The organism is Melaminivora jejuensis, assembly GCF_017811175.1.
In the GTDB taxonomy this organism is placed as follows: domain Bacteria; phylum Pseudomonadota; class Gammaproteobacteria; order Burkholderiales; family Burkholderiaceae_C; genus Melaminivora; species Melaminivora jejuensis.
On record NZ_JACWIJ010000002.1, the window covers coordinates 2,617,828 to 2,640,195 of the forward strand.

Below are 22,368 nucleotides of genomic sequence, written 5' to 3' on the forward strand. Positions count from 1 at the left end.
TGATTCTTTGTCAAACAACAGGCCGGCACCGGTCGTTTTTCGAGATTTCGCCTCCATGCCCGCAATTTCATCCTCACCCGCCGATCAGCCGCTGGTGCTGGCCGCCCGCAGCGGCGCCGTGCTGACGCTGACACTGAATCGCCCCGGCGCGCTCAACAGCTTCACCGGTGCGCTGCACGGCGAGCTGCTGGCCGCCCTGGAGGCCGGCGCCGCCGACCCCGAGGTGCGCTGCGTGGTGCTCACGGGCGCGGGCCGGGCGTTCTGCGCCGGGCAGGATCTGGCCGACCCGGCCGTCGCGCCCGACCCCACGCCCGGCGCCGCGCCGCGCGACCTGAGCGAGGTCATCGTCCAGCACTACCGCCCGCTGTGCCTGCGCCTGCGCTCCATGCCGGTGCCGGTGATTGCCGCCGTCAACGGCGTGGCCGCCGGGGCCGGAGCCAGCATTGCGCTGGGCTGCGACATCGTGGTGGCGGCGCGCTCGGCCAGCTTCATCCAGGCGTTTGCCAAGATCGGCCTGGTGCCCGATAGCGGCGGCACCTGGCTGCTGCCGCGCCTGGTGGGGCGCGCGCGCGCCCTGGGCCTGGCGCTGCTGGGCGACAAGCTGGGCGCCGAGGAGGCGCAGCGCATCGGCCTGATCTGGCAGTGCGTGGACGACGAGCAATTGCAGCCCACCGTGCAGGCCCTGGCCGAGCGCCTGGCGGCCATGCCGGTCAAGGCGCTGGCCAGCATCCGCGCCGCGCTGGACGACGCCTTGCTGCTGGACTGGCCGGCCGCGCTGGCGCGCGAGGCCGCGCAGCAGCGCGAGCTGGGCTTGGCCCACGACTACCGCGAGGGCGTGCAGGCCTTTGGCGACAAGCGCACGCCGCAGTTTCGCGATCGCTGAGCCGCTGATCGGCTATCCCGCCCATCGAAAAAACAATGAAAAACGCCTGAAACCCTTGCCAGTCAAGCGCTGACAGCTATCAAAAAGATATTCACCCCGATGTCCGAACAGAACCTGAGCGCCCAGCAGATCGCCGACCACGTGCGCGTCGGCATGTGGGCCAACGACCGCGCCACGCAAAGCCTGGGCATGAGCATCAGCGCCATGGGCCCGGGCACGGCCACGCTGACCATGACCGTGCGCCCCGACATGCTCAACGGCCACGCCACCTGCCACGGCGGCTTCATCACCGCGCTGGCCGACTCGGCCTTTGCCTTCGCCTGCAACTCGGGCAACGAGCTGACCGTGGCCTCGGGCCTGGCCATCGACTTCGTGGCGCCGGCGCGCGAGGGCGACGTGCTCACCGCCCAGGGGCACGAGGTTTCGCACGCCGGACGCACCGGCGTCTATGACGTGAGCGTGCGCAACCAGCGCGGCGAGCTGATCGCCGTGTTCCGGGGGCGCTCGTACCGCATGAAGGGCAAGCCTGCCGTGCCAGCGGCCAGCAGCGGCGCAGGCGGCTGAACGGCCCGCGCCCACCCGCCCGCGCCACCACCCAGCCAACAAGACCAAGACACCAGCCCCCAGGAGACCCTCCGCATGTCCCCCACGCGCCCCGCCCCCGGCGAACTCGAACCCATAGAAACCGCCAGCCGCGACGAGATCCAGGCCCTGCAACTGCAGCGCCTGCGCTGGTCGCTGCAGCACGCCTATGACAACGTGCCGCACTACCGGCGCAGCTTCGATGCCAAGGGCGTACACCCGAGCGACCTGAAAACCCTGGCCGACCTGGCCAAGTTCCCCTTCACCACCAAGGGCGACCTGCGCGAGAACTATCCGTTCGGCATGTTCGCCGTGCCGCGCAACCAGATCATGCGCGTGCACGCCTCCTCGGGCACGACCGGCAAGCCCACGGTGGTCGGCTACACCGCGCGCGACATCGACACCTGGGCCAACCTGGTGGCGCGCTCCATCCGCGCCGCCGGCGGGCGGCCCGGCGACATGGTGCACATCGCCTACGGCTATGGCCTGTTCACCGGCGGCCTGGGCGCGCACTACGGCGCCGAGCGCGCCGGCTGCACCGTGGTGCCCATGTCGGGCGGGCAGACGGAAAAACAGGTGCAACTGATCCAGGACTTCAAGCCCGACCTGATCATGGTGACGCCGTCGTACATGCAGGTCATCGTCGAGGAGTTCGCCCGCCAGGGGCTGGATGCGCGCGAGAGCTCTTTGAGGGTCGGCATCTTCGGCGCCGAGCCCTGGACGGAGGCCATGCGCCGCGAGATCGAACACAGCGCCGGCATCAAGGCGGTGGACATCTACGGCCTGTCCGAGGTCATGGGCCCGGGCGTGGCCAGCGAGTGCGTGGAAACCCAGGACGGCCCCACCATCTGGGAAGACCACTTCTACCCCGAGATCATCGACCCCCTGACCGGCGAGGTGCTGCCCGATGACGCTGAGGGCGAGCTGGTCTTCACCACGTTGACCAAGGAAGGCCTGCCGGTGATCCGCTACCGCACGCGCGACCTGACGCGCCTGCTGGCGCCCACGGCGCGGTCGTTCCGGCGCATGGGCAAGATCGTCGGGCGCTCGGACGACATGCTCATCATCCGCGGCGTCAACATGTTCCCCACGCAGATCGAGGAGATCGTGCTGGCGCACGAGCAGCTCTCGGGCCACTACCAGATCCTGGTCACGCGCGACGGCAACCTCGACAAGGTGGAGGTGCGCTGCGAGCTGCAACCCTTTGCCTCCCACCTGGGCGCGCAAGAGGTGCAGGAGATCAGCGGCTGGCTGCAGCACCGCATCAAGACCCTGGTGGGCATCAGCACCCGCGTGCAGGTGCTGCCCAGCGAGTCCATAGAGCGCACCCTGGTCGGCAAGGCCAGGCGCGTCATCGATCAGCGTCCGCGCTGAGCCTGCCGCTGCGCCGGACAGCAAGTCGGCGCAGTTTTTTTCCGCAATACTTCGACCGACTGGTCGGACTGACAACAACCCACCCGTAACCATCCGAGGAGACAAGCCATGAGCAATAAGGAAAAACTCGCCCAGAGCATGGAGTTCCCGCCGCCGATCGAGCAGCCCAACGTCTATCCCCTGTCCTGGCACCAGCACACCAAGAAGCTGGAAGAGATCTGGGACGCCTCGCGCCGCGAGGTCTGGGATCCGAAAAAGCTCCCCTGGGACACCTTCAACGTGGGCAAGTACACCTGGGAGCAGCGCGAGGCGATTGCCTACTGGTGGACGCTGCTGTCGGTGTTCGACGCCTCGGCGCCGCCGGTGTTTGCCGCCGCCATGATCAAGACCTACGAGGCCCACGAGGAAGATGCCGTGCGCCGGTGCTTCTTCAGCGTCACGCAGGACGAGCAAAACCATGAGCAGATGTGCGGCATGGCCATCACCAAGTTCCTGGAGCACCCCGATCCGCTGACCTACGAGCCCAAGACCGAGCTGGGCCGGCGCCTGCAAAAGAACGCCAAGTGGCTGTACCACAACGGCGGGCGCTACTGGAACGGCTACAAGACCGCCGTGCCCAAGTACAGCCTGGCGGTGCTGTTCTCGTCCTTCCTGATGGGCGAGATCGCCGCCGCCACCATCTTCCACCAGATGGCCGCTGGCTGCACCGAGCCGGTGTTCAAGGAAGCCTTCCGCAACATCGGCAAGGACGAGGGCCGCCACATGGGCATCTGCCTGGCGCTGATGGAGCGCGACTATCCCAAGCTGGCCATCGAGGATCGCAGCATCATCACCAAGCAGATCCGCGCCGGCTACCTGTTCCTGTCGGCCGTGCTGTTCGAGCCGCCGATGGAGTTCTGGGACTTGCCCGCTGACTTCATCGACAACCAGCGCGCCGGCGAGGCGGTGGCCCGCGCCGCCGGTTTTGCCATCCCAGAGTACGAGGCCAAGAAGAACAACTGGCGCAGCGCCATCCTGAACTTGAAGGGTGCGCTGGACAAGTACGGCATCCCCTTCCCGGCCATTCCGGAAGTCGGCATCACCGGCGAGGAAGTGTCCGACGTGGATCTGGACGACATCATCCCCGTGTTCTGAGGACGCGATGACTGCCCACATCAAGCTCTACCCCTCGGGCCAGACGGTCACCTGCGACAGCGGCCAGACCGTGCTGGAGGCGCTGGAACGCGCCGGCTACGCCCTGCCCAACAACTGCCGTGCCGGCGCCTGCGGCGAATGCAAGGTGCGCGTGCGCGCCGGCGAATTCGACCAGGGCTTCGTGCTCGACATGGCCCTGTCGCAGGACGAGCGCGCCCAGGGGTATGGCCTGATGTGCATGGCCAAGCCGCTGTCGCCCGAACTCGAAATCGAGTGGGGCACAGCGGATGCCAAGCCCAAATTGTTCCCGCCGCGCGAGTCGCAGTACGCCGTGCTGGTCGATCGCATCGCCCGCACGCCGCGCATCACTGAGTTCGTGCTGCGCCCGCTGGGCGAGCCGATGCGCTTTTGGCCCGGGCAATACGTGCAATTGGGCGACCACTCGCGCGGCATCCCGGTGCGCAGCTACTCGCTGGCCAGCGCCCCGCGCCCGGACGGCGAGATCAAGCTGCAGGTCACGCGCGTCGATGCCGACGAGGCCAACACCCCTGCCGGGCGCACCAGCCGCTGGCTGCACGACGAGGTGCAGCTGGGTGACCAGCTGCGCTTTTCCGGCCCGCACGGCACCTTCATCGGCGACCCTTCCGTCGATACGCCGGTGCTGTGCCTGGCCGCCGGCTCGGGCCTGGCGCCCATCCTGTCGCTGACCGAGGCCGCGCTGCGCCGGGGCTACGCCCGGCCCGTGACGCTGATGTTCTCGGCGCGCGAGGCGGCCGACCTGTACGACCAGGGCCTGATGCGCTACTGGCAGGCACGCCACCCCAATTTCCGCTACCTGCCCACGCTCACGCGCGGCCAGCAGGACGGCATGGCGCAGGGCCGCATCCCGCACATCCTGGGCCAGCATTTCCCCGACCTGAGCGGCTACAGCGTCTTCATCGCCGGCACCACCGGTTTCGTCGATGATTGCGTGGCCGCCGCCCGCGCCCTGGGCGCGGTGGAGCCGCAGATCCATACCGAGGGCTTTTTTGCCCAGGCCTGACAGGCCCGGCGCAGACACCGCCCCCCACGCACACCGCAATACCGCAAGCAAGAACGAACCAAGGAAGGAAGCCCCCGATGTACACCCAGGCCATGGATTTGATGGGCAAGGACGCTAGCGCCGCCCCGGCCCTGCGCAGCGCGCAGGACATGCAGCTGCAGGAGCGCTTCGACGCGCGCATCGACGCCGGCGAGTTCATCGAAGCCAAGGACTGGATGCCCGAGAACTACCGCCGCACGCTGGTGCGCCAGATCAGCCAGCACGCGCACTCAGAGATCGTCGGCATGTTGCCCGAGGGCAACTGGATCTCGCGCGCGCCCACGCTCAAGCGCAAGGCCATCTTGCTGGCCAAGGTGCAGGACGAGGGCGGGCACGGCCTGTACCTGTACTCGGCCGCCGAGACGCTGGGCACCTCGCGCGACCAGATGCTCGATGCACTGCACTCGGGCCGCGCCAAGTACAGCTCCATCTTCAACTACCCCACGCTCACCTGGGCCGACGTGGGCGTGATCGGCTGGCTGGTCGATGGCGCGGCCATCATGAACCAGGTGCCGATCTGCCGCTGCTCCTACGGCCCGTATGCGCGCGCCATGGTGCGCATCTGCCGCGAAGAAAGCTTTCACCAGCGCCAGGGCTACGACGCGCTGCTGACCATGATGCAGCGCGGCACCGACGCCCAGCGCGCCATGGTGCAGGACGCGGTGAACCGCTGGTGGTGGCCGTCGCTGATGATGTTCGGTCCGCCCAACGAGCAATCGCCCAACACCGCGCAATCCATGCGCTGGGGCATCAAGCGCATCTCCAACGACGAGCTGCGCCAGAAGTTCGTCGATGCCACCGTGCCGCAGGCCAAGGTGCTGGGCGTGCAGCTGCCCGACCCGGATCTGAAGTGGAACGACGAGCGCGGCCAGCACGACTTCGGCGCCATCGACTGGGCCGAGTTCTGGCGCGTGGTCGGTGGCGACGGCCCGTGCAACCGCGAGCGCCTGGCCGCGCGCGTCAAGGCCTGGGACGACGGCGCCTGGGTGCGCGAGGCTGCCCTGGCGCATGCCGCCAAGAGCGCCGAGACGCCACGCGCCGTGGCCTGAAAAACAGCCAAATCGGCCGCAAACCATTGCCAGACAAGCGCTGGCAGCTATCAAAACAAAAGTATTCAAGACCTGATCGGACACCCGCAGACACCATGAGCACCACCCCCGACACCGCCGCCCCCGCCAACGAATGGCCTCTGTGGGAAGTTTTCGTGCGCAGCAAGGCCGGCCTGGATCACAAGCACTGCGGCAGCCTGCACGCCGCCGACGCCAAGATGGCCATCCAGATGGCGCGCGACGTCTATACCCGGCGCCAGGAAGGCACCAGCGTCTGGGTCGTGCCTTCGGCGCAGATCGTCGCCAGCGACCCGGCGGACAAGGACGCCTACTTCGACCCCGCCGAGGACAAGGTCTATCGCCACCCCACCTTCTACGTCCTGCCCAAGGCCGTGGATCACATGTAAGGAGGCGCGCCACATGCAAAGCATCCGCATCGGCAGCGAGCCGCAGTTCCAGTACCTGCTGCGCCTGGGTGATACCTGCCTGATCCTGGCCCAGCGCATCAGCGAGTGGTGCGGCCACGCGCCCATCCTGGAAGAAGACATCGCCCTGTCCAACATGGCGCTGGATCTGATCGGCCAGGCGCGCGCGCTGCTCACGCGCGCCGGCGAACTCGACGGGCGCGGCCACGACGAGGATCAACTGGCCTTTTTGCGCGGCGAGGGCGACTACCGCAACGTCACCCTGGCCGAGCTGCCGCGCGGCGACTTCGCCGCCACCTGCCTGCGCAACGTCATGCTGGCCACGCTGCTCAAGCTGCTGTGGCAGCGCCTGCAGGACTCCAGCGACGCCGAGCTGGCCGCCATCGCCGGCAAGGCCGTCAAGGAGGCGCGCTACCACCAGCAGCACGCTGCCGACTGGGTGGTGCGCCTGGGCGACGGCACCGAGGAGTCGCGCCGGCGCATGGAAGACGCGCTGTCCCAGCTGTGGCCCTACAGCGCCGAGCTGTTCGAGCAGGACGCCATCGACGAGGCTGCACTGGCCAGCGGCCTGGGGCCGCGCTGGGCCGACCTGCAGGGCGAGTGGCAGTCCGAGATGCAGACCATCCTGTCCGCCGCCGACCTGAGCGCTCCCGAACTGACGGCCTTTCGCAGCACCGGCAAGCACGGCATCCACAGCGAGCACATGGGCCGCATCCTGGCCGAGATGCAGTATCTGCAGCGCTCCTTCCCCGGAGGCGCCTGGTGAGCCATACCCTGGCCAGCGCCGGCCAGCGCGTGCAGCAGGCCTGGGCCGTGCTGCACACCGTGCCCGACCCGGAGGTGCCGGCGATCTCGCTGTGCGACCTGGGCATCGTGCGCGACGTGCGCGAGGGTGCGGACGGCGTGCTGGACATCGTGCTGACGCCCACCTACTCGGGCTGCCCGGCCACCGAGGTCATCGAGGCCGACGTGCGCGCCGCGCTGGACGCCGCCGGCCTGGGGCCGGTGCAGGTGCTGCTGCAGCGCGCCCCGGCCTGGACGACGGACTGGATCAGCGCCGCCGGACGCGAGAAGCTGCGCGCCTACGGCATCGCCCCGCCCGGCCCGGTGGCTGCCGACGCCGCCCGGCCCCTGGTCTTCATGCCCCGGCGCCCGCCCGAGTCCGGCATCGCCTGCCCGCGCTGCGCCAGCACGCACACCGAGCGCCTGTCGGCCTTCGGCTCCACGGCCTGCAAGGCACTGTGGCGCTGCCTGAGCTGCCGCGAGCCGTTCGAGCATTTCAAGCCGATCTGATGCGCCAGGCCACATCCGCTCGACCCGCTTCCAGCTCCCTCTCCCGCTTGCGGGAGAGGGAGCGCGGCCACGTCGCATTCCACTCCTCTTCCTCCCTTCCATGAGCGTCACCTTCCACCCCCTGCGCGTGCGCGCCATCGAGCCTGATACGCCCGAGGCCGTCATCGTCACCTTCGACGTCCCACCCGCGCTGCGCCCGGTCTTCGGCTTCATCCAGGGCCAGTACCTGACGCTGCGCACGCGCGTCGATGGCCAGGACTTGCGCCGCTCCTACTCGATCTGCGCCGGCGTCGATGACGCGCACCTGCGCGTGGGCGTGCGCCGGGTCAACGGCGGCGTGTTCTCCAACTGGCTGCACACCGAGCTGAAACCCGGCGACAGCATCGATGTCATGGCGCCGCAGGGGCGCTTCTACGTACCGCTGGACGCCGACGCGCGGCGCCACTACCTGGCCATCGCCGGGGGCAGCGGCATCACGCCCATCCTGTCCATCATCAAGACGGTGCTGGCGCGCGAGCCGGGCAGCCGCGTCACGCTGCTCTACGGTAACCGCAACCTGCAGTCCACCATGTTCAAAGAAGAGCTGGAGGATCTGAAGAACCGCTACCTGCAGCGCCTGGCCCTGCACCATGTGTTCTCGGCCGAGCAGACCGACGCCGGCCTGAACATGGGCCTGATGAACCGCGACAAGGTGGGCGAGTTCCTCGCCACGCTGATCGCGCCGGCCAGCATCGACGAGGTCTTCATCTGCGGCCCCTTCCAGATGAACGACGAGGCCGAGGCCGCCCTGCTGGCCGCCGGCGTGCCCGAGGAGCGCATCCACATCGAGCGCTTCGGCATTGCCCTGTCGCCTGCCGGCCAGGCCGGCGCCGTCGAGCACCGCGAGGCCCAGCCGGGGGATGCCGAGCAGTCCAGCATCACCATCGTGCGCGACGGCCTGTCGCGCGAGTTCAGCTACTCCAGCGGCCAGCCCAGCATCCTGGATGCGGCCTCGGCCGCCGGGTTGGAGGTGCCGTTTTCCTGCACCTCGGGCGTGTGCGGCACCTGCCGCGCCAAGTGCCTGGAGGGCGAGGTGCGCATGGAGCGCAACTTCGCGCTGGACAAGGCCGAGGTGGCTGCCGGCTTCGTGCTGACCTGCCAGTGCCGCCCGCTCACGCCGCGCGTGCTGCTGTCGTTCGACGAACGCTGATCCGAGGAAGGCAGTCAAGACCATGGCACGTGGACGCTCGGCCCACTACGACGACCAGCGCGAGCTGATCCTGGAGCGCGCGGCGCACCTGTTCGCCCGCCAGGGCTACAGCGGCACCTCGATGAACCAGGTGGCTGAGGCCTGCGGCCTGTCCAAGCCGGCGCTCTACCACTACTTTCGCGACAAGTACGCCCTGCTGGTACACATCGCCGAGGAGCATGTCAGCCGCCTGCAGGAGCTGGTCGAGGAGGTCGATACCCTGCAGCTGGCGCCCGAGCCGCGCCTGCGCCTGCTGATCGAGCGCTTCGTGCTCGAATACGCGCGCGCCCGCGACGCGCACCGCGTGCTGACCGAGGACGTGAGATTCCTCACCGAGGAGGATCAGGCGCGCATCCTGGGCACCGAGCGCAGCGTGGTCGGCCATTTCGCCAGCGCCATCGGCCAGCAGTGGCCGCACATCGGCACGGCGCGGCTGACCAAGCCCACGACCATGCTGCTGTTCGGCATGATCAACTGGATGTTCACCTGGCTGCGCCCCGAGGGCAGCCTGACCCACGAAGACCTGGCGCCCATGGTGGCCGACCTGTTCTTCGGCGGCGTGCCGGCCATGCGGGCACCTGCCCACCTGCAGGAGCCCGAGCGCCAGGACTGAGGCGCGCCGCCCCAGTCCACAGTGTCATTTTCGACCGACAGGTCAGGGCTTTGCCCGGGGTGCAAACCGCCTGTTTGGCTCCATGATTCGCCGCCTTGCCGATTTTTTTATCGATTTTTTCTCAACGCCCCATCCACACAAGGAGACATACCATGAAAAAGACCTGCATCGCCCTGGCCCTGGCCGCCATTGGCGCCTTCACCGGCAGCGCCGCGCTGGCCGACATCAACGTCGGCGTCACCGTCTCGGCCACCGGCCCGGCAGCATCGCTGGGCATTCCCGAGAAGAACACCATCGCCCTGATGCCGCGCACCATCGCCGGCGAGAAGGTGAACTACATCGTCCTGGACGACGGCTCGGACACCACCAACGGCGTGTCCAACACGCGCAAGCTGATCAGCGAGAACAAGGTGGACATCATCCTGGGCTCCAGCACCACCCCGGTGTCGCTGGCGATGATCGACGTGGTCTCCGAGGCCAAGACACCCATGATCTCCATGGCCGCCTCGGCGCGCATCGTCGAGCCCATGGACGAGAAGAAGAAGTGGGTCTTCAAGACGCCCCAGAACGACATCATGATGTCGCTGGCGATCGCCGAGCACATGGCGGCGGCGGGCGTGAAGACGGTGGGCTTCATCGGCTTCTCCGACGCCTACGGCGAGGGCTGGCACCAGGAGTTCGTCAAGGCCGCCGAGATCAAGAAGCTCAAGATCGTCGCCAACGAGCGCTACAACCGCACCGACACTTCGGTGACCGGCCAGGTGCTCAAGATCATGGCCGCCAAGCCCGATGCGGTGCTGGTGGCCGGCTCGGGCACGCCCGCCGCACTGCCGCAAAAGACGCTCAAGGAGCGCGGCTACGCCGGCAAGTACTACCAGACGCACGGCGTGGCCAATGCCGACTTCCTGCGCGTGGGCGGCAAGGACGTGGAAGGCACGCTGCTGCCCGCCGGCCCGGTGCTGGTGGCCGACCAGCTGCCGGCCAGCCACCCGGTCAGGGCCTCGGCCATGGCCTACGTCAAGGCCTACGAGGACGCGCACGGCAAGGGCAGCGTGTCCACCTTCGGCGCGCACGGCTGGGATTCGGGCGTGCTGATGGCCGCTGCCGTGCCCGAGGCGCTCAAGAAGGCCAAGCCCGGCACGCCCGAGTTCCGCGCCGCGCTGCGCGATGCGCTGGAGCAGCTCAAGGAAGTGCCCGGCGCGCACGGCATCTTCACCATGTCGCCCAACGACCACCTGGGCCTGGATCAGCGCGCCCGCGTGATGGTCAAGATCGAAAACGGCACCTGGAAGTACCAGCCCTGATGCAGTTGGCGGCCTGATGGCCTGATGGCCTGACGACCGCCTGGCCTGGCCTGCCCTGGCCGGCCAGGCAGGCCGGGCCGCCCTGCCCGCCCATAACGAAAGAGACAACCATGGATTTCCAGATTGCCCTGCTGCTGGGGCAGGACGGGCTGGTCAACGGGGCCATCTACGGCCTGATGGCGCTGGCGTTGGTGCTGGTGTTTTCCGTGACCCGCGTGATCTTCATTCCCCAGGGCGAGTTCGTCGCCTTTGGCGCACTGTCGCTGGCCATGCTGCAGATGGGCCGCGTGCCGCCCACGCTGTGGCTGCTGGCCGGCCTGTCGGTGGCGGTGCTGGCCGTCGAGGCCTGGCGCGCAAGCCGGGGCACCGCCGTGAACTGGTTTGCCACGCTCGGCTGGTGCGTGGCCCTGCCCGGCCTGGTGGCCGCCATGACACTGCTGTGGCAGCCGCAGCAGCTGTGGGCGCAAAGCCTGATCACGCTGCTCTTGATCGCGCCGCTGGGGCCGCTGCTGTACCGCCTGATCTACCGCCCGCTGGCCGGTGCGACCACGCTGATGCTGCTCATCGTCTCGGTCGCGCTGCACCTGGTTCTGGTGGGCGCAGGGCTGTTGTTCTTCGGCGCCGAAGGCTCGCGCACGCCAGCCTTCTCGGAGGCGTCGTTCCAGTGGGGCGAGATGAACATCTCCGGCCAGTTCCTGGTGGTGCTGGGCACGACAGCGGCGCTGGTGCTGGTGCTGTTCCTGTTCTTCGAGCGCACCATGGTCGGCAAGGCGCTGCGCGCCGTGGCCGTGAACCGCGTGGGCGCGCGCCTGATGGGCATCCCGACCGACATGTCGGGCGACGTGAGCTTTGCCCTGGCCGCGGTCATCGGCGGCATCTCGGGCCTCTTGATCGGCCCCATCACCACGATCTACTACGAGACGGGTTTTCTGATCGGCCTCAAGGGCTTCGTCGCCGCCATCGTCGGCGGGCTGGCCAGCTATCCGCTGGCGCTGGCCGGGGCGCTGCTGGTCGGCCAGCTCGAATCGTTTTCCTCCTTCTGGGCCAGCGCATACAAGGAAGTGCTGGTCTTCACCCTGATCATCCCTGTGCTGTGGTGGCGCTCGCGCGGCAGCCGCCATGTGGAGGACGAAGAATGAGCGCGCCCGCCAAAACCCTGCCCGGCGCAACAGCGCCGGCGCCCGCCCCGGCTGCGGATGGCGCCGCGCGCGGCTGGATCACGCGCGGCCAGGCCACTGGCCTGTTCGTGCTGGCGCTGGCCATCGCCTGGCCGCTGCTGCCCGATTTCACCGTGGTCGTGGCCAGCTACATCGCGCTGTATTCGCTGGTCGCCCTGGGCCTGGTGCTGCTCACTGGCGTGGGCGGCATGACCTCCTTCGGCCAGGCAGCCTTCGTCGGCGTGGGCGCCTACGCCACGGCCTGGATGTGTACCTCGCCGCAGGCCGCCGCCTGGTTTTCCTCCGTGCCGGCGCCGCTGCTGCCCTGGCTCGGCCTGCTGCTGGGCCTGGTGGTGACCTTTGCCATCGCCTGGGGCCTGGGCGCAGTCACGCTGCGCCTGTCGGGCCACTACCTGCCGCTGGCCACCATCGCCTGGGGCCTGAGCCTGTACTACCTGTTCGGCAACATGCAATTCCTGGGCGGGCAGACCGGCATCACCGGCATCCCGGCGCTTTCGCTGCCCGGCCTGGATCTGGCCTCGCCGCGCACCCTGGGCGTGGTCATCTGGGCAGTGCTGCTCATCGCCATCTGGCTCTTGCACAACCTGCTGGACTCGCGCGAGGGCCGCGCCGTGCGCTCGCTCAAGACCGGCCAGGTCATGGCCGAGTCCATGGGCATAGACACCACGCGCCAGCGCATCAAGCTGTTCGTGCTGGCCGCGCTGCTGGCCGCCATCTCGGGCTGGCTGTACGCGCACATGCAGCGCTTTGTGAACCCCACGCCCTTCAACCTGAACATCGGCATCGAGTTCCTGTTCATGGCCGTGGTCGGCGGCTCGGGCCACCTGTGGGGCGCGGTGCTGGGCGCCACCATCATCACGCTGCTCAAGGAAAAGCTGCAGGACTGGCTGCCCATGCTGCTGGGCGGCTCGGGCAACTTCGAGACCATCGTCTTCGGCCTGATGATGGTGCTGGTGCTGCAGCGCTTCGCCCAGGGTCTGTGGCCGACGCTGCAGCACTTCACGGCCCCGCTGTTCAAGCCCACGCCGGCGCGCAAGGCGGTGCGCGCCAGCCACCTGGACAAGCGCGCCCTGCCGGCAGCCGGCACGCGGCTGATCGATGCGCGCGCCGTGACCAAGCGCTTTGGCGGCCTGGTGGCCAACAACAGCGTCGATCTGCAGGTGAGCGCCGGCGAAGTCCACGCCCTGATCGGCCCCAACGGCGCCGGCAAGAGCACCTTCTTCAACATGATCTCGGGCGTCGATGACCCGACCGAGGGCAGCATCGCGCTGCAGCAACAGCCCATGGCCGGCAAGCCCTCGCGCGAGTTCGCCCGCCTGGGGCTGGGGCGCACCTTCCAGCACGTGCGCCTGCTGGGCCAAAGAAGCGTGCTGGAGAACGTCGCCCTGGGCGCGCACCTGCGCGCGCACCGTGGCTGGCTGGCCTCCATGCTGCGCCTGGATCGCGCCGAGGAAGCCGCCCTGCTGGCCGAGGCGCGCCGGCAGATCGAGCGCTGCGGCCTGGGCGCCTATGCCGACGTGCCCGCCGGCTCGCTGGCCCTGGGCCAGCAGCGCATCGTGGAGATCGCCCGCGCCCTGGCCGGCCAGCCGGCGCTGCTGCTGCTCGACGAGCCGGCAGCCGGCCTGCGCCACCTGGAAAAGCAGGCGCTGGCGCAATTGCTGGCGCAGCTGCGCAGCGAAGGCCTGGGCATTCTGATCGTCGAGCACGACATGGAGTTCGTGATGAACCTGGCCGACCGCATCACCGTGCTGGAGTTCGGCACCGTGATCGCCCACGGCACACCCGCCGAGATCCAGAGCAACCAGCGCGTGCTGGATGCCTATCTGGGCGGCGCCGATGACTTCGACTTCGCCAGCGAGGAGGCCGCCGCATGAGCACCCCAGCACCCGGCAGCGCGCTGCTGCAACTGACGGATTTTTCCGTCTCCTATGGCCCGGTGGAGGCCGTCCACCAGGTCAACCTGAGCGTGCATCCGGGCGAGATCGTGACCGTGATCGGCCCCAACGGCGCCGGCAAGAGCACGCTGCTCAACGCCAGCATGGGCATGCTCGCCTCCAGCGGCCAGCTGCACCTGGCCGGCAAGCACATGCTGCGCCCGCGCGTGGAGGACATGGTGGCGCACGGCGTCGCGCTGGTGCCGGAAAAGCGCGAGCTGTTCGGCGAGATGTCCATCGAGGACAACCTGCTGCTGGGCGGCTTCTCGCGCTGGCGCCGGGGCCAGTACGACCAGCGCCAGCGCATGGCGGAGGTGTTCGAGATCTTCTCGCGCCTGCGCGAGCGCCGCTCGCAGCTGGCTTCGACGCTGTCGGGCGGCGAGCGCCAGATGCTGGCCATTGGCCGGGCGCTGATGGCGCGCCCGCGCCTGCTGATGCTCGATGAGCCATCGCTGGGCCTGGCGCCGCGCATCGTGCGCGAGGTGCTGCAGGTGGTGTGGAACCTGCGCAAGCTGGGCGTGTCGGTACTGCTGGTCGAGCAAAACGCCCGCGCCGCGTTGCAGGTAGCCGACCGCGCCTATGTGCTGGAGATGGGCGAGGTCATGCTGACCGGCCCGGCGCGCGAGTTGCTGCACGACCGGCGCATCATCGATACCTACCTGGGCATGGGCTCGGCGCAGGCCGAGGAGCAGCCGGCCTGACTCCTGCTCCCTCTGGGAGAGGGCCGGGGTGGGGGCCAGCGACGCCTGACCAGGCAATCCGGCGCGCCAGCACCAGCCGCCCCATCCCCACCTTCCCCCAGAGGGGAAGGAGCATCAATCCCGGCGGTCGGCGCTCAGGCGCCGTGGCATTTTTTGAACTTCTTGCCGCTGCCGCACGGGCAGGGATCATTGCGCCCGGGCTGCGGGCCGCGCACGATCTGCTCGACGCGCGGCCCCAGGCTGTGCCAGATGCGGCGCAGGTCGTAGATGGCCCAGATGGCCTCGCCAAAGACCTCCAGCCGCTCCTGGCTGGTGCTGGGCGGGCCATCCTCGGCGTACATGCACAGCACCGGCTCGCCCTTGTCGTCCTCAGCCAGCGCCTCGATGGCCTGCAGCGAGTCCGTGATCCACTCGGCGGTTTCCTTGTCGCGCGGCAGCTCCCAATCGTCCTCCCAGGTATCGACGGCCCACAGAAAGCCGGCCGCCCAGACCTGGCCAAAGGCCGGGATTTCCTCGCCCTCCATCTCGGCGCGCTCGGCCTCGGGCAGGCTGGCGATGGCGCCGCGCATGTCGATGACCTCGGGCTGGAAGGCGTCCTCGTGATCCAGCGAGTCCGGCTCGTGCGCCAGTTGCGCCTGCACCTGGGCGCGGCGGCGCTCCCACAGCTGCAGGAAGCGCTCCTGCTGCGGCAAATCCCTGAACGGCGCCAGCAGCGGCAGCGGCCCGTCGGCAGGCAGCAGCTCGTCGGTATCGACCAGCAGGAAGGGCAGCCACTCCTGCGGCAGCACCGGGCGGCGCGTACACGCCAGCGCCGTCAGCACGCCGTCGCAGAACTCCCAGTGCGGCACCAGCTCGTCGCGCGTGCGCAGGTCATCGAGCAGGGCATCGAGTTCGTCGAGTTCGTCCGGGCTCAGGCCAGCGGAGGATGAGGCGGCTTCGGTCATGGCGCATCCCGTGGGAAGATGAAAAAGGGCCGGGCAGTGTAGCGCCTGGCCTGATACTTGCCCGATGCCCGATCGCCCCCGCGCCGCCCCCGGCAGCACTGCCGCCATTCCTCACGCTGCCACGCCTGCGCCGGTCTGCAGCCAGAGTGCCGCCGACTTCCTGGCCCAGCAGCTGCCCCGGCAGGAGGCGCTGGTGGCGCACCACGAGCTGGACGGCGCGCGCGTGTGGCTCAAGCGCGCCGGGCCGCGCCACGGCATGGCCGGCTACCGGGCGCTGGGCCTGGCGGCACGGCTGCTGCGCCTGCCGGTGCTCACGCCCGTGCCCAACCGGGGCGGACGCGCGGCGATTGCCACCGAGGTGCGCCGCCTGCAGGAGCTGCGCCAGCGCGGCATCGCCGTGCCGCAACTCCTGGCGGCTGCCGAGGATGGCTTTGTGATGGCCGACCTGGGCGCGCCCGGCCAGCCCGCGCCCTCGCTGGCCGGCGAACTCGATGCCGCCCTGGACAGTGCCGACAGCACCGCCGTGCTGGCACTGTGGACGCAGGGCCTGGACACGCTGGTGCATGTCCACGCGCGCGGCCAATGCCTGAGCCAGGCCTTTGCCCGCAACCTGGTGCGCGCCGCCGACGGGCACATCGCCTGCATCGACTTCGAGGACGACCCTGCCGCCGCCCTGCCCCTGCCGGTATGCCAGTTGCGCGACCTGCTGTGCTATGTGCATTCCACCGCGCTGCACCTGGTGCAGGCGCAGGTGCTGCAGGAGGCGCGCGGCAGCTGGCGCGCGCGGCTGCAGCAGCCGCACTACGGCGCGCCGTTCCAGGCGCTGCTGGCACAGACCGTGGCGCGCCTGGCCTGGCTGCGCCATTTGCCGCCCGACCGCCGCTGGGGCCGCGACGCGCAGCGCCTGCGGGCGGGCTGGGAGTTTTTCAGTCAGCTATATAAAAAGTAGCTGCAACCGCTTGTACAGCAAGGGTTTGAGCCATTTTTCATGCTCAATCCTCGCTGGCCCACTCGACTTGTGCGCCCAGGCTGCGCAGGTTCTCCACGAAGTGCGGATGGGCGCGGCGGATCGGCAGGGCATTGCGGATCTCCGAGCGCCCCGGGATGCTGGCCGCGACCATGAACAGGGCAATCGCCACGCGGATGATGTAGGGGCTCTCGACCACCGCCGGCGTCAACTCGCCGCCGCCGAACGTCACGATGCGGTGCGGATCCGAGGAGAACACATGCGCGCCGAACTTGGACAACTCGCCCGTCCAGCCCAGCGCCCCGTCATAAACCTTGTTCCAGAACATGGCGTTGCCCTGCGCACGCACGCCCAGGGCGATGAAGATGGGCAGCAGATCGACCGGGAAGTACGGCCAGGGCGCGGCCTCAACCTTGGTCAGCACGTTGGCTGTAAACGGCGTCTGCACCTTGAGCGGGCCGTCCACCCGGGCGCACGACCAGCCGTCCTCGTGCTCCACGCGCACGCCGAACTTGGCAAAAGTGCGGTCGATCAGCGGGAAGTTCTCCGGCGCGCTGTTCTTCACACGCACGTCGCCGCCGGTGATGGCCCCCAGCGCCAGGAAGGTGGTGATCTCGTGGAAATCCTCGTCGAAGCGGAACTCGCCGCCGCCCAGCTCACCGGCTCCATGCACCACCAGGCGCGAGGTGCCCACGCCCTCGATCTTCACGCCCAGCAGCTGCATGAAGCGGCAGAACTCCTGCACATGCGGCTCGGACGCAGCGTTCATCAGGGTCGAGGTGCCCGGCGCGCTGGCCGCGCACAGCACGAAGTTTTCCGTCGTGGTGACCGAGGCGTAGTCCAGCCAGTGCTGCACCGGCGTCAGCTCGCCCTCGCGTCGCACCAGCAGCGAGCCTTCGGTGCGCTCGACCTCGGCGCCGAAGTGGCGAAACACCTCCACGTGCGGGTCGATCTCGCGCACGCCCAGAGTGCAGCCCTTGACGTTGTCCTCCAGCCGCGCCACACAAAAGCGCGCCAGCAGCGGCGGCACCAGCATGATGGACGAGCGCATCTCCTCGGGCAGGCGGTGGCAGGCGGCGTCGAAGCGCGTGTGCTCGTGGTGCAGGCTCAGCACGCCACTGGCCTCGTCCAGGTGTACCTGGCTGCCCAGGGTGCGGAAGATGTCCAGGATCTTGCGCACGTCGGTGATGTCGGGCACCCCGACCAGGCGCAGCGGCGCGCGCGTCAGCAGCGTGGCGCACAGGATGGGCAGGACGGCATTCTTGTTGGCGGACGGGACGATGCGGCCACGCAGCGGCGCGCCGCCGTACACGATGAGATTGGACATGGGGACAGACAGACGCTGGGAGGCGGGGGATGGAAGACAGGAGGCGGCTGGCAGCATTCGCGCCTGGGAGCGCCTGGAAAAGATACCTGTGAAACGCAGCCCGGCACTGTAGCGCCAAGCGCTGTGTGCAGTGGCGCTACAGGTCTTGTGATTCAAGCTTGTTAACCCTGCAAACGACGGCAGCAGCGCTGGCGCAGCCTTCAAGGCAGAATTGATTGAGCTTCAAAAACAATAGCTGCCACCGCTTGCACACCAAGGCTTTCCAGCCTTTTTCTCATGCAAAGCACGGCCTTGTCCTTGGACAGCAGCAGCGCGCGCTCGGCCACCGCCAGATCGATGAATTTCTGGTCATCGGCGTCCTTGCACACGCAGGGCGCGCGCGCGGCAGCGGGCAGCAGCTGGGCGCCGGCGTCGAATGCGGCCAGCAGCTGATCGGCCTGCTGCCCGGCCCGCTGCAGCCGCGCCTGCAGATGGGCGTACTGCAGCACGCTGGCCAGCTCGTCGCGCATGGCCTGGGTGGCGATCCAGCGCAGCCGGCCAGCCCCCAGCAGCGCGCGCAGCGCCGCAGCAGCCGGGTCGGCAAACAGCAGCAGATCGAGCACGATGTTGCTGTCCAGCACCACCGGGCGCGCGGCCTCGCCGGGTGTGGGCCGGGCGCTCAGCTGCAGTTCAGGCCGGCGCATCGGCAGCTCCCGCTCCCGCGCCCGGGCGGGCGCGCGCGCTGCCGGCCACCAGGTCGAAGCGAAACAGCCGGCACTCAATCGGCCCGTTCCACAGCGGCACGCGGCGCGACTCCTTCAGGCGCATCCGGCTGGGCAGCTTCAGGTCGGGCGTGAGCAGCCAGGCCTGCCAGCCGGCGTAGTGCCGCTTCCAGTGCGCCGCCAACTGGGCGAAGAAATCGCCGCCGTCCTCGACCTGCGCGCTCTCGCGGCCCGGGCCGTGGCCGCCCTGGCGGGCCTGGGCGCGCTCGGCGGCGTTGCGCCCGGCGCTGCCGGCAGCGGCGATGCGTTCGCCATAGGGCGGGTTGAGTAGCAGCAGGCCCGGCTGCGGCGTCGGCGGCATACGCTGCAGCGCGTCGCCGCCGCGCAGCTGCACGGCGTGCGCCACGCCGGCGCGCTCGGCATTGCGCTGGGCAAAGTCCACCATGCGGTGCGCAATATCGCTGCCAAATACCGGCGCAACCGGCTCCACGACTGCGCTGACAGCTTCTTCTTTGATAGCAGACCAGACATGCGCCTGAAACGGCAGGAGCTTTTCGAAGCCAAAGCGTCGGTGCAGCCCCGGCGCCATGCGGCAGGCGATCTGCGCCGCTTCGATGGCTACCGTGCCGCTGCCGCAGCAGGGGTCGTACAGCGGCAGCGGGGCGCCGCCGTGTGGCTGCCAGCCGCTGGCGGCAATCATGGCGGCGGCCAGCGTCTCCTTGAGCGGCGCATCGCCCTTGAGGCCGCCATCGGCGGCATTGCGCCAGCCGCGCTTGAACAGCGACTCGCCCGAGGTGTCGATATACAGCTGCGCCTCGCCTGCCGTCAGGTGCAGGTGGAGGCGCACGTCGGGCCAGCGCGTCTGCACATCGGGGCGCACGCCGGCCTTGGCGCGAAAGCGGTCGGCCACGGCATCCTTGACGCGCAGCGCGGCGAAATTGAGGCTCTTGAGCGGGCTGTGCTGCGCCGTGACTTCGATCTTGAAGCTCTGGCGCGGCGTGAACCAGATCTCCCAGGCCACGTCTGCCGCCAGCGCGTACAGGTCGTCCTCGCTGCGATAGGGCCGGCTGGCCAGTTGCACCAGCACGCGCTGGGCCAGCCGGCTGTGCAGGTTCAGCTCCAGCGCCTGGCGCCAGGAAGCGCGCGCCAGCACGCCGCCGCGCCCAGTCAGCAGGTCATGGCCGGCCAGGCCCGTGAGGGCGTGGACTTCGTCGGCCAGCAGGCCTTCCACGCCGGCGGCGCAGGGGAGAAACAACTGCAGTGAGTTCATGAGACAGATTCCGTAGGGCAAGGATGCCGGGCAGCATCAGGGGACATGCTGCAACGCAGCATTTTCTTCATCCTCTGTCAGCCATGTCTGACAATGGGTATCCGAGGAGGAGAAAAACCATGTTTCAACATTTGAGCCTGCGCGCCCGGCTGATCGGCGCCAGCACCGCGATTGCCGTGCTGTCCCTGTGCATTCTGTCGGCTGTCGCCTTCATCGTGGTGCGCGCCAATTTGCTGGACAACCTGGACGAGCGCATCGGCGGCCTGACGCGCCAGCACGCCGCCGAGCTGAGCCAATGGGTGCAGGATCGCCAGCGCATCACCGGCTCGCTGAAGCTGGCGCTGGCGCTGGAGGATCCACAGCCGCTGCTGCGCGCCGCCGAGGCGTCCGGGCTGGATCTGGCCTATTTCGTGCGCGCCGACAAGAGCCATGCCTTCACCAAGCCCCGCCCCGAGGGCTACGACGGCACGGCGCGCGGCTGGTACCGGCAGGCTGTGGCCGCTGGCGGCCCGGTGCTGACGCCGGTCTATCCGGATTCGGCCAGCGGGCAGCTCACCGTGAGCCTGGTCGAGCCGGTGCTGGAAAACGGCCAGGCCGTGGCCGTGGTCGGCTCGGACATCCAGCTCGGCTCGGTGGTGCGCAAGGTCGGCGCCATCCGCGCCACGGACAAGAGTTTTGCCTTCCTGGTCGATGGCGGCAACGGCAGCATCCTGGCGCACCCCGAGGCTGCGCTGACCAGCAAGCCGCTCAAGGACATGGAGGCATCGCTGAGCCTGGAGGGCCTGCAGCGCCTGGCTGCGGGCGGCGGCCACGCCCTGCTGGAGCTGGACGGGCGCACGCAGCTGCTCTACGCCGCCCAGGTGCAGGGCACGCCCTGGGTGCTGGCCGTGGCGGCGGATCAGGCCCAGGCCCTGTCGGCCCTTGCCCGGCTGGGGCAGATCGCCGCCGGCACCACGGTGGTGGTGGTGCTGCTGTCGGCGCTGCTGATGGTCGCCATGGTCAGCCAGCAGCTGCGCCCCCTGCTGGCCGTGCGCGATGCGCTGCGCGACATCGCCTCGGGCGAGGGCGACCTGACGCGGCGCATGGCAACCGACGGCCCGCCCGAGCTGGCGCAGATCGGCCAGGCCTTCAATGCCTTTGCCGACAAGATCGCCCAGGTGCTGCTGCGCATCCGCCTGGCGGCGGACTCGGTGCAGGTGGCGGCCAGCGAGATCGCCAGCGGCAACCAGGACTTGTCGGGCCGCACCGAGGCCCAGGCCGGCTCGCTGCAGGAGACTGCCGCTGCCATGGAGCAGCTCACGGCCACGGTGCAACAGAACGCCGCCCATGCGCGCCAGGCGCACGAGCTGGCCGGCAGCGCCTCGCAGGTCGCCGGCGAGGGCGCAGGCGTGGTGCGCCAGGTGGTGCAGACCATGGAGGGCATCGAGAGCGCCTCGCGGCGCATCGTGGACATCATCCAGGTCATCGACGGCATTGCCTTCCAGACCAACATCCTGGCGCTCAACGCGGCCGTGGAGGCCGCGCGCGCCGGCGAGCAGGGCCGGGGCTTTGCCGTGGTGGCCGGCGAGGTGCGCACGCTGGCGCAGCGCGCCGCCACCGCTGCCCGGGAGATCAAGGGCCTGATCGATGCCTCAGTGCAGCAGGTGGACGCCGGCAGCCGCCTGGTGCACAACGCCGGCCAGACCATGCAGGAGGTCGAGCAAAGCATCGCCCGCGTCAGCACCATCGTCACCGAAATCAGCAGCGCCAGCCAGGAGCAAAGCCGGGGCATTGCCGAGGTCGGCAGCGCCGTCACGCAGATGGATCAGGCGACTCAGCAAAACGCCGCCCTGGTCGAGCAGGCCAGCGCCGCCGCCCAGTCCCTGCGCCAGCAGGCGCAGGAGCTGACGCAGGTGGTCGGCCAGTTCAGGCTGCCGCAGGAGGCGGGTCGGTCGGCACCTGTGGCTGGGAGCATTGCTGCAGCCGCGCCAGCACGTCTGCCGCAATTGGCGTGACCCGGCGCGACTCGCGGTCGATGAAGACGATGCCGGTCTTGCCCCGGGCGACCTCGCGTCCGCTGACGGTTTCGGTCATGCAAAACACCAGGTCGAAGCCGTAGCGGTTGAACTCTGCGGGCGTCATCTGCACCCGCAGCGTCTCGCCGTGGAAGGCCTCGGACTTGTACTGCGCCAGCATGTCGCCGACCACGATGGCGGCGCCGCCGACGTGGCCTTCGCGCCAGCCCAGGGCGTGGAAAAAGCGCACGCGCGCCTCCGACACCAGGCTGAGCAGCTGGGCGTTGTCCAGATGCCCGCCCTGGTTGACGTGGCTGATATAGACCTGCACCTCGGTGGCAAAGCCGAAGTGCGCGGGGATGTCAAAGACGATGCGGGCCATGGAA

The 22,368-nt window shown here is 69.1% G+C and carries 22 protein-coding genes; 17 read left to right on the plus strand and 5 right to left on the minus strand.

Going from position 1 to position 22,368, the window contains the following annotated elements; genetic code table 11:
* The first annotated feature begins 55 nt into the window (after positions 1 to 55).
* From IDM45_RS12320 to IDM45_RS12390, 15 genes are all read left to right on the plus strand, one after another.
* Positions 56 to 883 (plus strand): enoyl-CoA hydratase-related protein, encoded by an 828-nt coding sequence (locus IDM45_RS12320; RefSeq protein WP_209423097.1) that lies wholly within the window; start codon positions 56 to 58, stop codon positions 881 to 883.
* Positions 884 to 982: 99 nt separating this feature from the next.
* Entirely contained in the window at positions 983 to 1,447 is a 465-nt protein-coding gene (gene paaI / locus IDM45_RS12325; protein WP_209423098.1) for a hydroxyphenylacetyl-CoA thioesterase PaaI, read from the plus strand.
* A gap of 75 nt (positions 1,448 to 1,522) precedes the next feature.
* Entirely contained in the window at positions 1,523 to 2,839 is a 1,317-nt protein-coding gene (gene paaK, locus IDM45_RS12330; RefSeq protein ID WP_209423099.1) for a phenylacetate--CoA ligase PaaK, read from the plus strand.
* Between the two features lie 108 nt (positions 2,840 to 2,947).
* On the plus strand, positions 2,948 to 3,973 hold the full coding sequence (locus IDM45_RS12335; RefSeq protein WP_209423100.1) for a diiron oxygenase: 1,026 nt from the start codon (positions 2,948 to 2,950) through the stop codon (positions 3,971 to 3,973).
* 7 nt (positions 3,974 to 3,980) lie between these two features.
* Positions 3,981 to 5,015 carry a 2Fe-2S iron-sulfur cluster-binding protein gene (locus IDM45_RS12340; RefSeq protein WP_209423101.1) on the plus strand — a complete coding sequence of 345 codons (1,035 nt, stop codon included), beginning with the start codon at positions 3,981 to 3,983 and terminating at the stop codon, positions 5,013 to 5,015.
* A 77-nt stretch (positions 5,016 to 5,092) separates the two neighbouring features.
* A complete protein-coding gene (paaA, locus tag IDM45_RS12345) occupies positions 5,093 to 6,103 on the plus strand; it encodes a 1,2-phenylacetyl-CoA epoxidase subunit PaaA (RefSeq protein ID WP_209423102.1) in 1,011 nt (336 codons plus the stop codon).
* 95 nt (positions 6,104 to 6,198) lie between these two features.
* The gene (gene paaB / locus IDM45_RS12350) at positions 6,199 to 6,510 is read left to right on the plus strand and encodes a 1,2-phenylacetyl-CoA epoxidase subunit PaaB (protein ID WP_209423103.1); all 312 of its coding nucleotides are present in this window, start codon (positions 6,199 to 6,201) and stop codon (positions 6,508 to 6,510) included.
* A 13-nt stretch (positions 6,511 to 6,523) separates the two neighbouring features.
* Complete coding sequence (gene paaC / locus IDM45_RS12355; protein ID WP_209423104.1) at positions 6,524 to 7,294, plus strand: 1,2-phenylacetyl-CoA epoxidase subunit PaaC; 771 nt, start codon at positions 6,524 to 6,526, stop codon at positions 7,292 to 7,294.
* Positions 7,288 to 7,821: a 1,2-phenylacetyl-CoA epoxidase subunit PaaD gene (gene paaD / locus IDM45_RS12360; RefSeq protein ID WP_209424111.1), complete on the plus strand. Its 534-nt coding sequence runs from the start codon at positions 7,288 to 7,290 to the stop codon at positions 7,819 to 7,821. Before paaC ends, paaD begins: the two co-directional genes overlap by 7 nt.
* 100 nt (positions 7,822 to 7,921) lie before the next feature.
* Positions 7,922 to 9,010, plus strand: a complete 1,089-nt coding sequence (gene paaE, locus IDM45_RS12365; RefSeq protein ID WP_209423105.1) for a 1,2-phenylacetyl-CoA epoxidase subunit PaaE — start codon at positions 7,922 to 7,924, stop codon at positions 9,008 to 9,010.
* A 22-nt stretch (positions 9,011 to 9,032) separates the two neighbouring features.
* Positions 9,033 to 9,662, plus strand: coding sequence for a TetR/AcrR family transcriptional regulator (locus IDM45_RS12370; RefSeq protein WP_209423106.1), 630 nt, complete (start codon positions 9,033 to 9,035; stop codon positions 9,660 to 9,662).
* Between the two features lie 152 nt (positions 9,663 to 9,814).
* On the plus strand, positions 9,815 to 10,966 hold the full coding sequence (locus tag IDM45_RS12375) for an ABC transporter substrate-binding protein (RefSeq protein WP_209423107.1): 1,152 nt from the start codon (positions 9,815 to 9,817) through the stop codon (positions 10,964 to 10,966).
* Positions 10,967 to 11,076: 110 nt separating this feature from the next.
* Positions 11,077 to 12,105: a branched-chain amino acid ABC transporter permease gene (locus IDM45_RS12380; protein ID WP_209423108.1), complete on the plus strand. Its 1,029-nt coding sequence runs from the start codon at positions 11,077 to 11,079 to the stop codon at positions 12,103 to 12,105.
* Positions 12,102 to 14,018, plus strand: coding sequence for a branched-chain amino acid ABC transporter ATP-binding protein/permease (locus IDM45_RS12385; protein ID WP_209423109.1), 1,917 nt, complete (start codon positions 12,102 to 12,104; stop codon positions 14,016 to 14,018). The genes IDM45_RS12380 and IDM45_RS12385 overlap by 4 nt, the downstream gene beginning before the upstream one ends.
* The gene (locus IDM45_RS12390) at positions 14,015 to 14,779 is read left to right on the plus strand and encodes an ABC transporter ATP-binding protein (protein WP_209423110.1); all 765 of its coding nucleotides are present in this window, start codon (positions 14,015 to 14,017) and stop codon (positions 14,777 to 14,779) included. Before IDM45_RS12385 ends, IDM45_RS12390 begins: the two co-directional genes overlap by 4 nt.
* Positions 14,780 to 14,913: 134 nt before the next feature.
* Here the strand turns inward: IDM45_RS12390 and IDM45_RS12395 are convergent, their stop codons facing one another.
* Positions 14,914 to 15,723: a YecA/YgfB family protein gene (locus tag IDM45_RS12395; RefSeq protein ID WP_209423111.1), complete on the minus strand. Its 810-nt coding sequence runs from the start codon at positions 15,721 to 15,723 to the stop codon at positions 14,914 to 14,916.
* Positions 15,724 to 15,787: 64 nt separating this feature from the next.
* Between IDM45_RS12395 and IDM45_RS12400 the strand changes: the two genes are divergently transcribed.
* Positions 15,788 to 16,672: a BUD32 family EKC/KEOPS complex subunit gene (locus IDM45_RS12400; protein WP_232653949.1), complete on the plus strand. Its 885-nt coding sequence runs from the start codon at positions 15,788 to 15,790 to the stop codon at positions 16,670 to 16,672.
* A 43-nt stretch (positions 16,673 to 16,715) separates the two neighbouring features.
* Here the strand turns inward: IDM45_RS12400 and IDM45_RS12405 are convergent, their stop codons facing one another.
* From IDM45_RS12405 to IDM45_RS12415, 3 genes are all read right to left on the minus strand, one after another.
* Complete coding sequence (locus IDM45_RS12405; protein WP_209423112.1) at positions 16,716 to 18,017, minus strand: UDP-N-acetylglucosamine 1-carboxyvinyltransferase; 1,302 nt, start codon at positions 18,015 to 18,017, stop codon at positions 16,716 to 16,718.
* Positions 18,018 to 18,217: 200 nt separating this feature from the next.
* Positions 18,218 to 18,700: a putative toxin-antitoxin system toxin component, PIN family gene (locus tag IDM45_RS12410; RefSeq protein WP_209423113.1), complete on the minus strand. Its 483-nt coding sequence runs from the start codon at positions 18,698 to 18,700 to the stop codon at positions 18,218 to 18,220.
* Positions 18,687 to 19,988 carry a THUMP domain-containing class I SAM-dependent RNA methyltransferase gene (locus IDM45_RS12415; RefSeq protein ID WP_209423114.1) on the minus strand — a complete coding sequence of 434 codons (1,302 nt, stop codon included), beginning with the start codon at positions 19,986 to 19,988 and terminating at the stop codon, positions 18,687 to 18,689. Before IDM45_RS12415 ends, IDM45_RS12410 begins: the two co-directional genes overlap by 14 nt.
* 119 nt (positions 19,989 to 20,107) lie before the next feature.
* Between IDM45_RS12415 and IDM45_RS12420 the strand changes: the two genes are divergently transcribed.
* On the plus strand, positions 20,108 to 21,982 hold the full coding sequence (locus IDM45_RS12420; RefSeq protein WP_209423115.1) for a methyl-accepting chemotaxis protein: 1,875 nt from the start codon (positions 20,108 to 20,110) through the stop codon (positions 21,980 to 21,982).
* Here the strand turns inward: IDM45_RS12420 and IDM45_RS12425 are convergent.
* Complete coding sequence (locus IDM45_RS12425; RefSeq protein ID WP_209423116.1) at positions 21,894 to 22,364, minus strand: acyl-CoA thioesterase; 471 nt, start codon at positions 22,362 to 22,364, stop codon at positions 21,894 to 21,896. The two genes, IDM45_RS12420 and IDM45_RS12425, sit on opposite strands and share 89 nt — an antisense overlap.
* Positions 22,365 to 22,368: the final 4 nt, after the last annotated feature.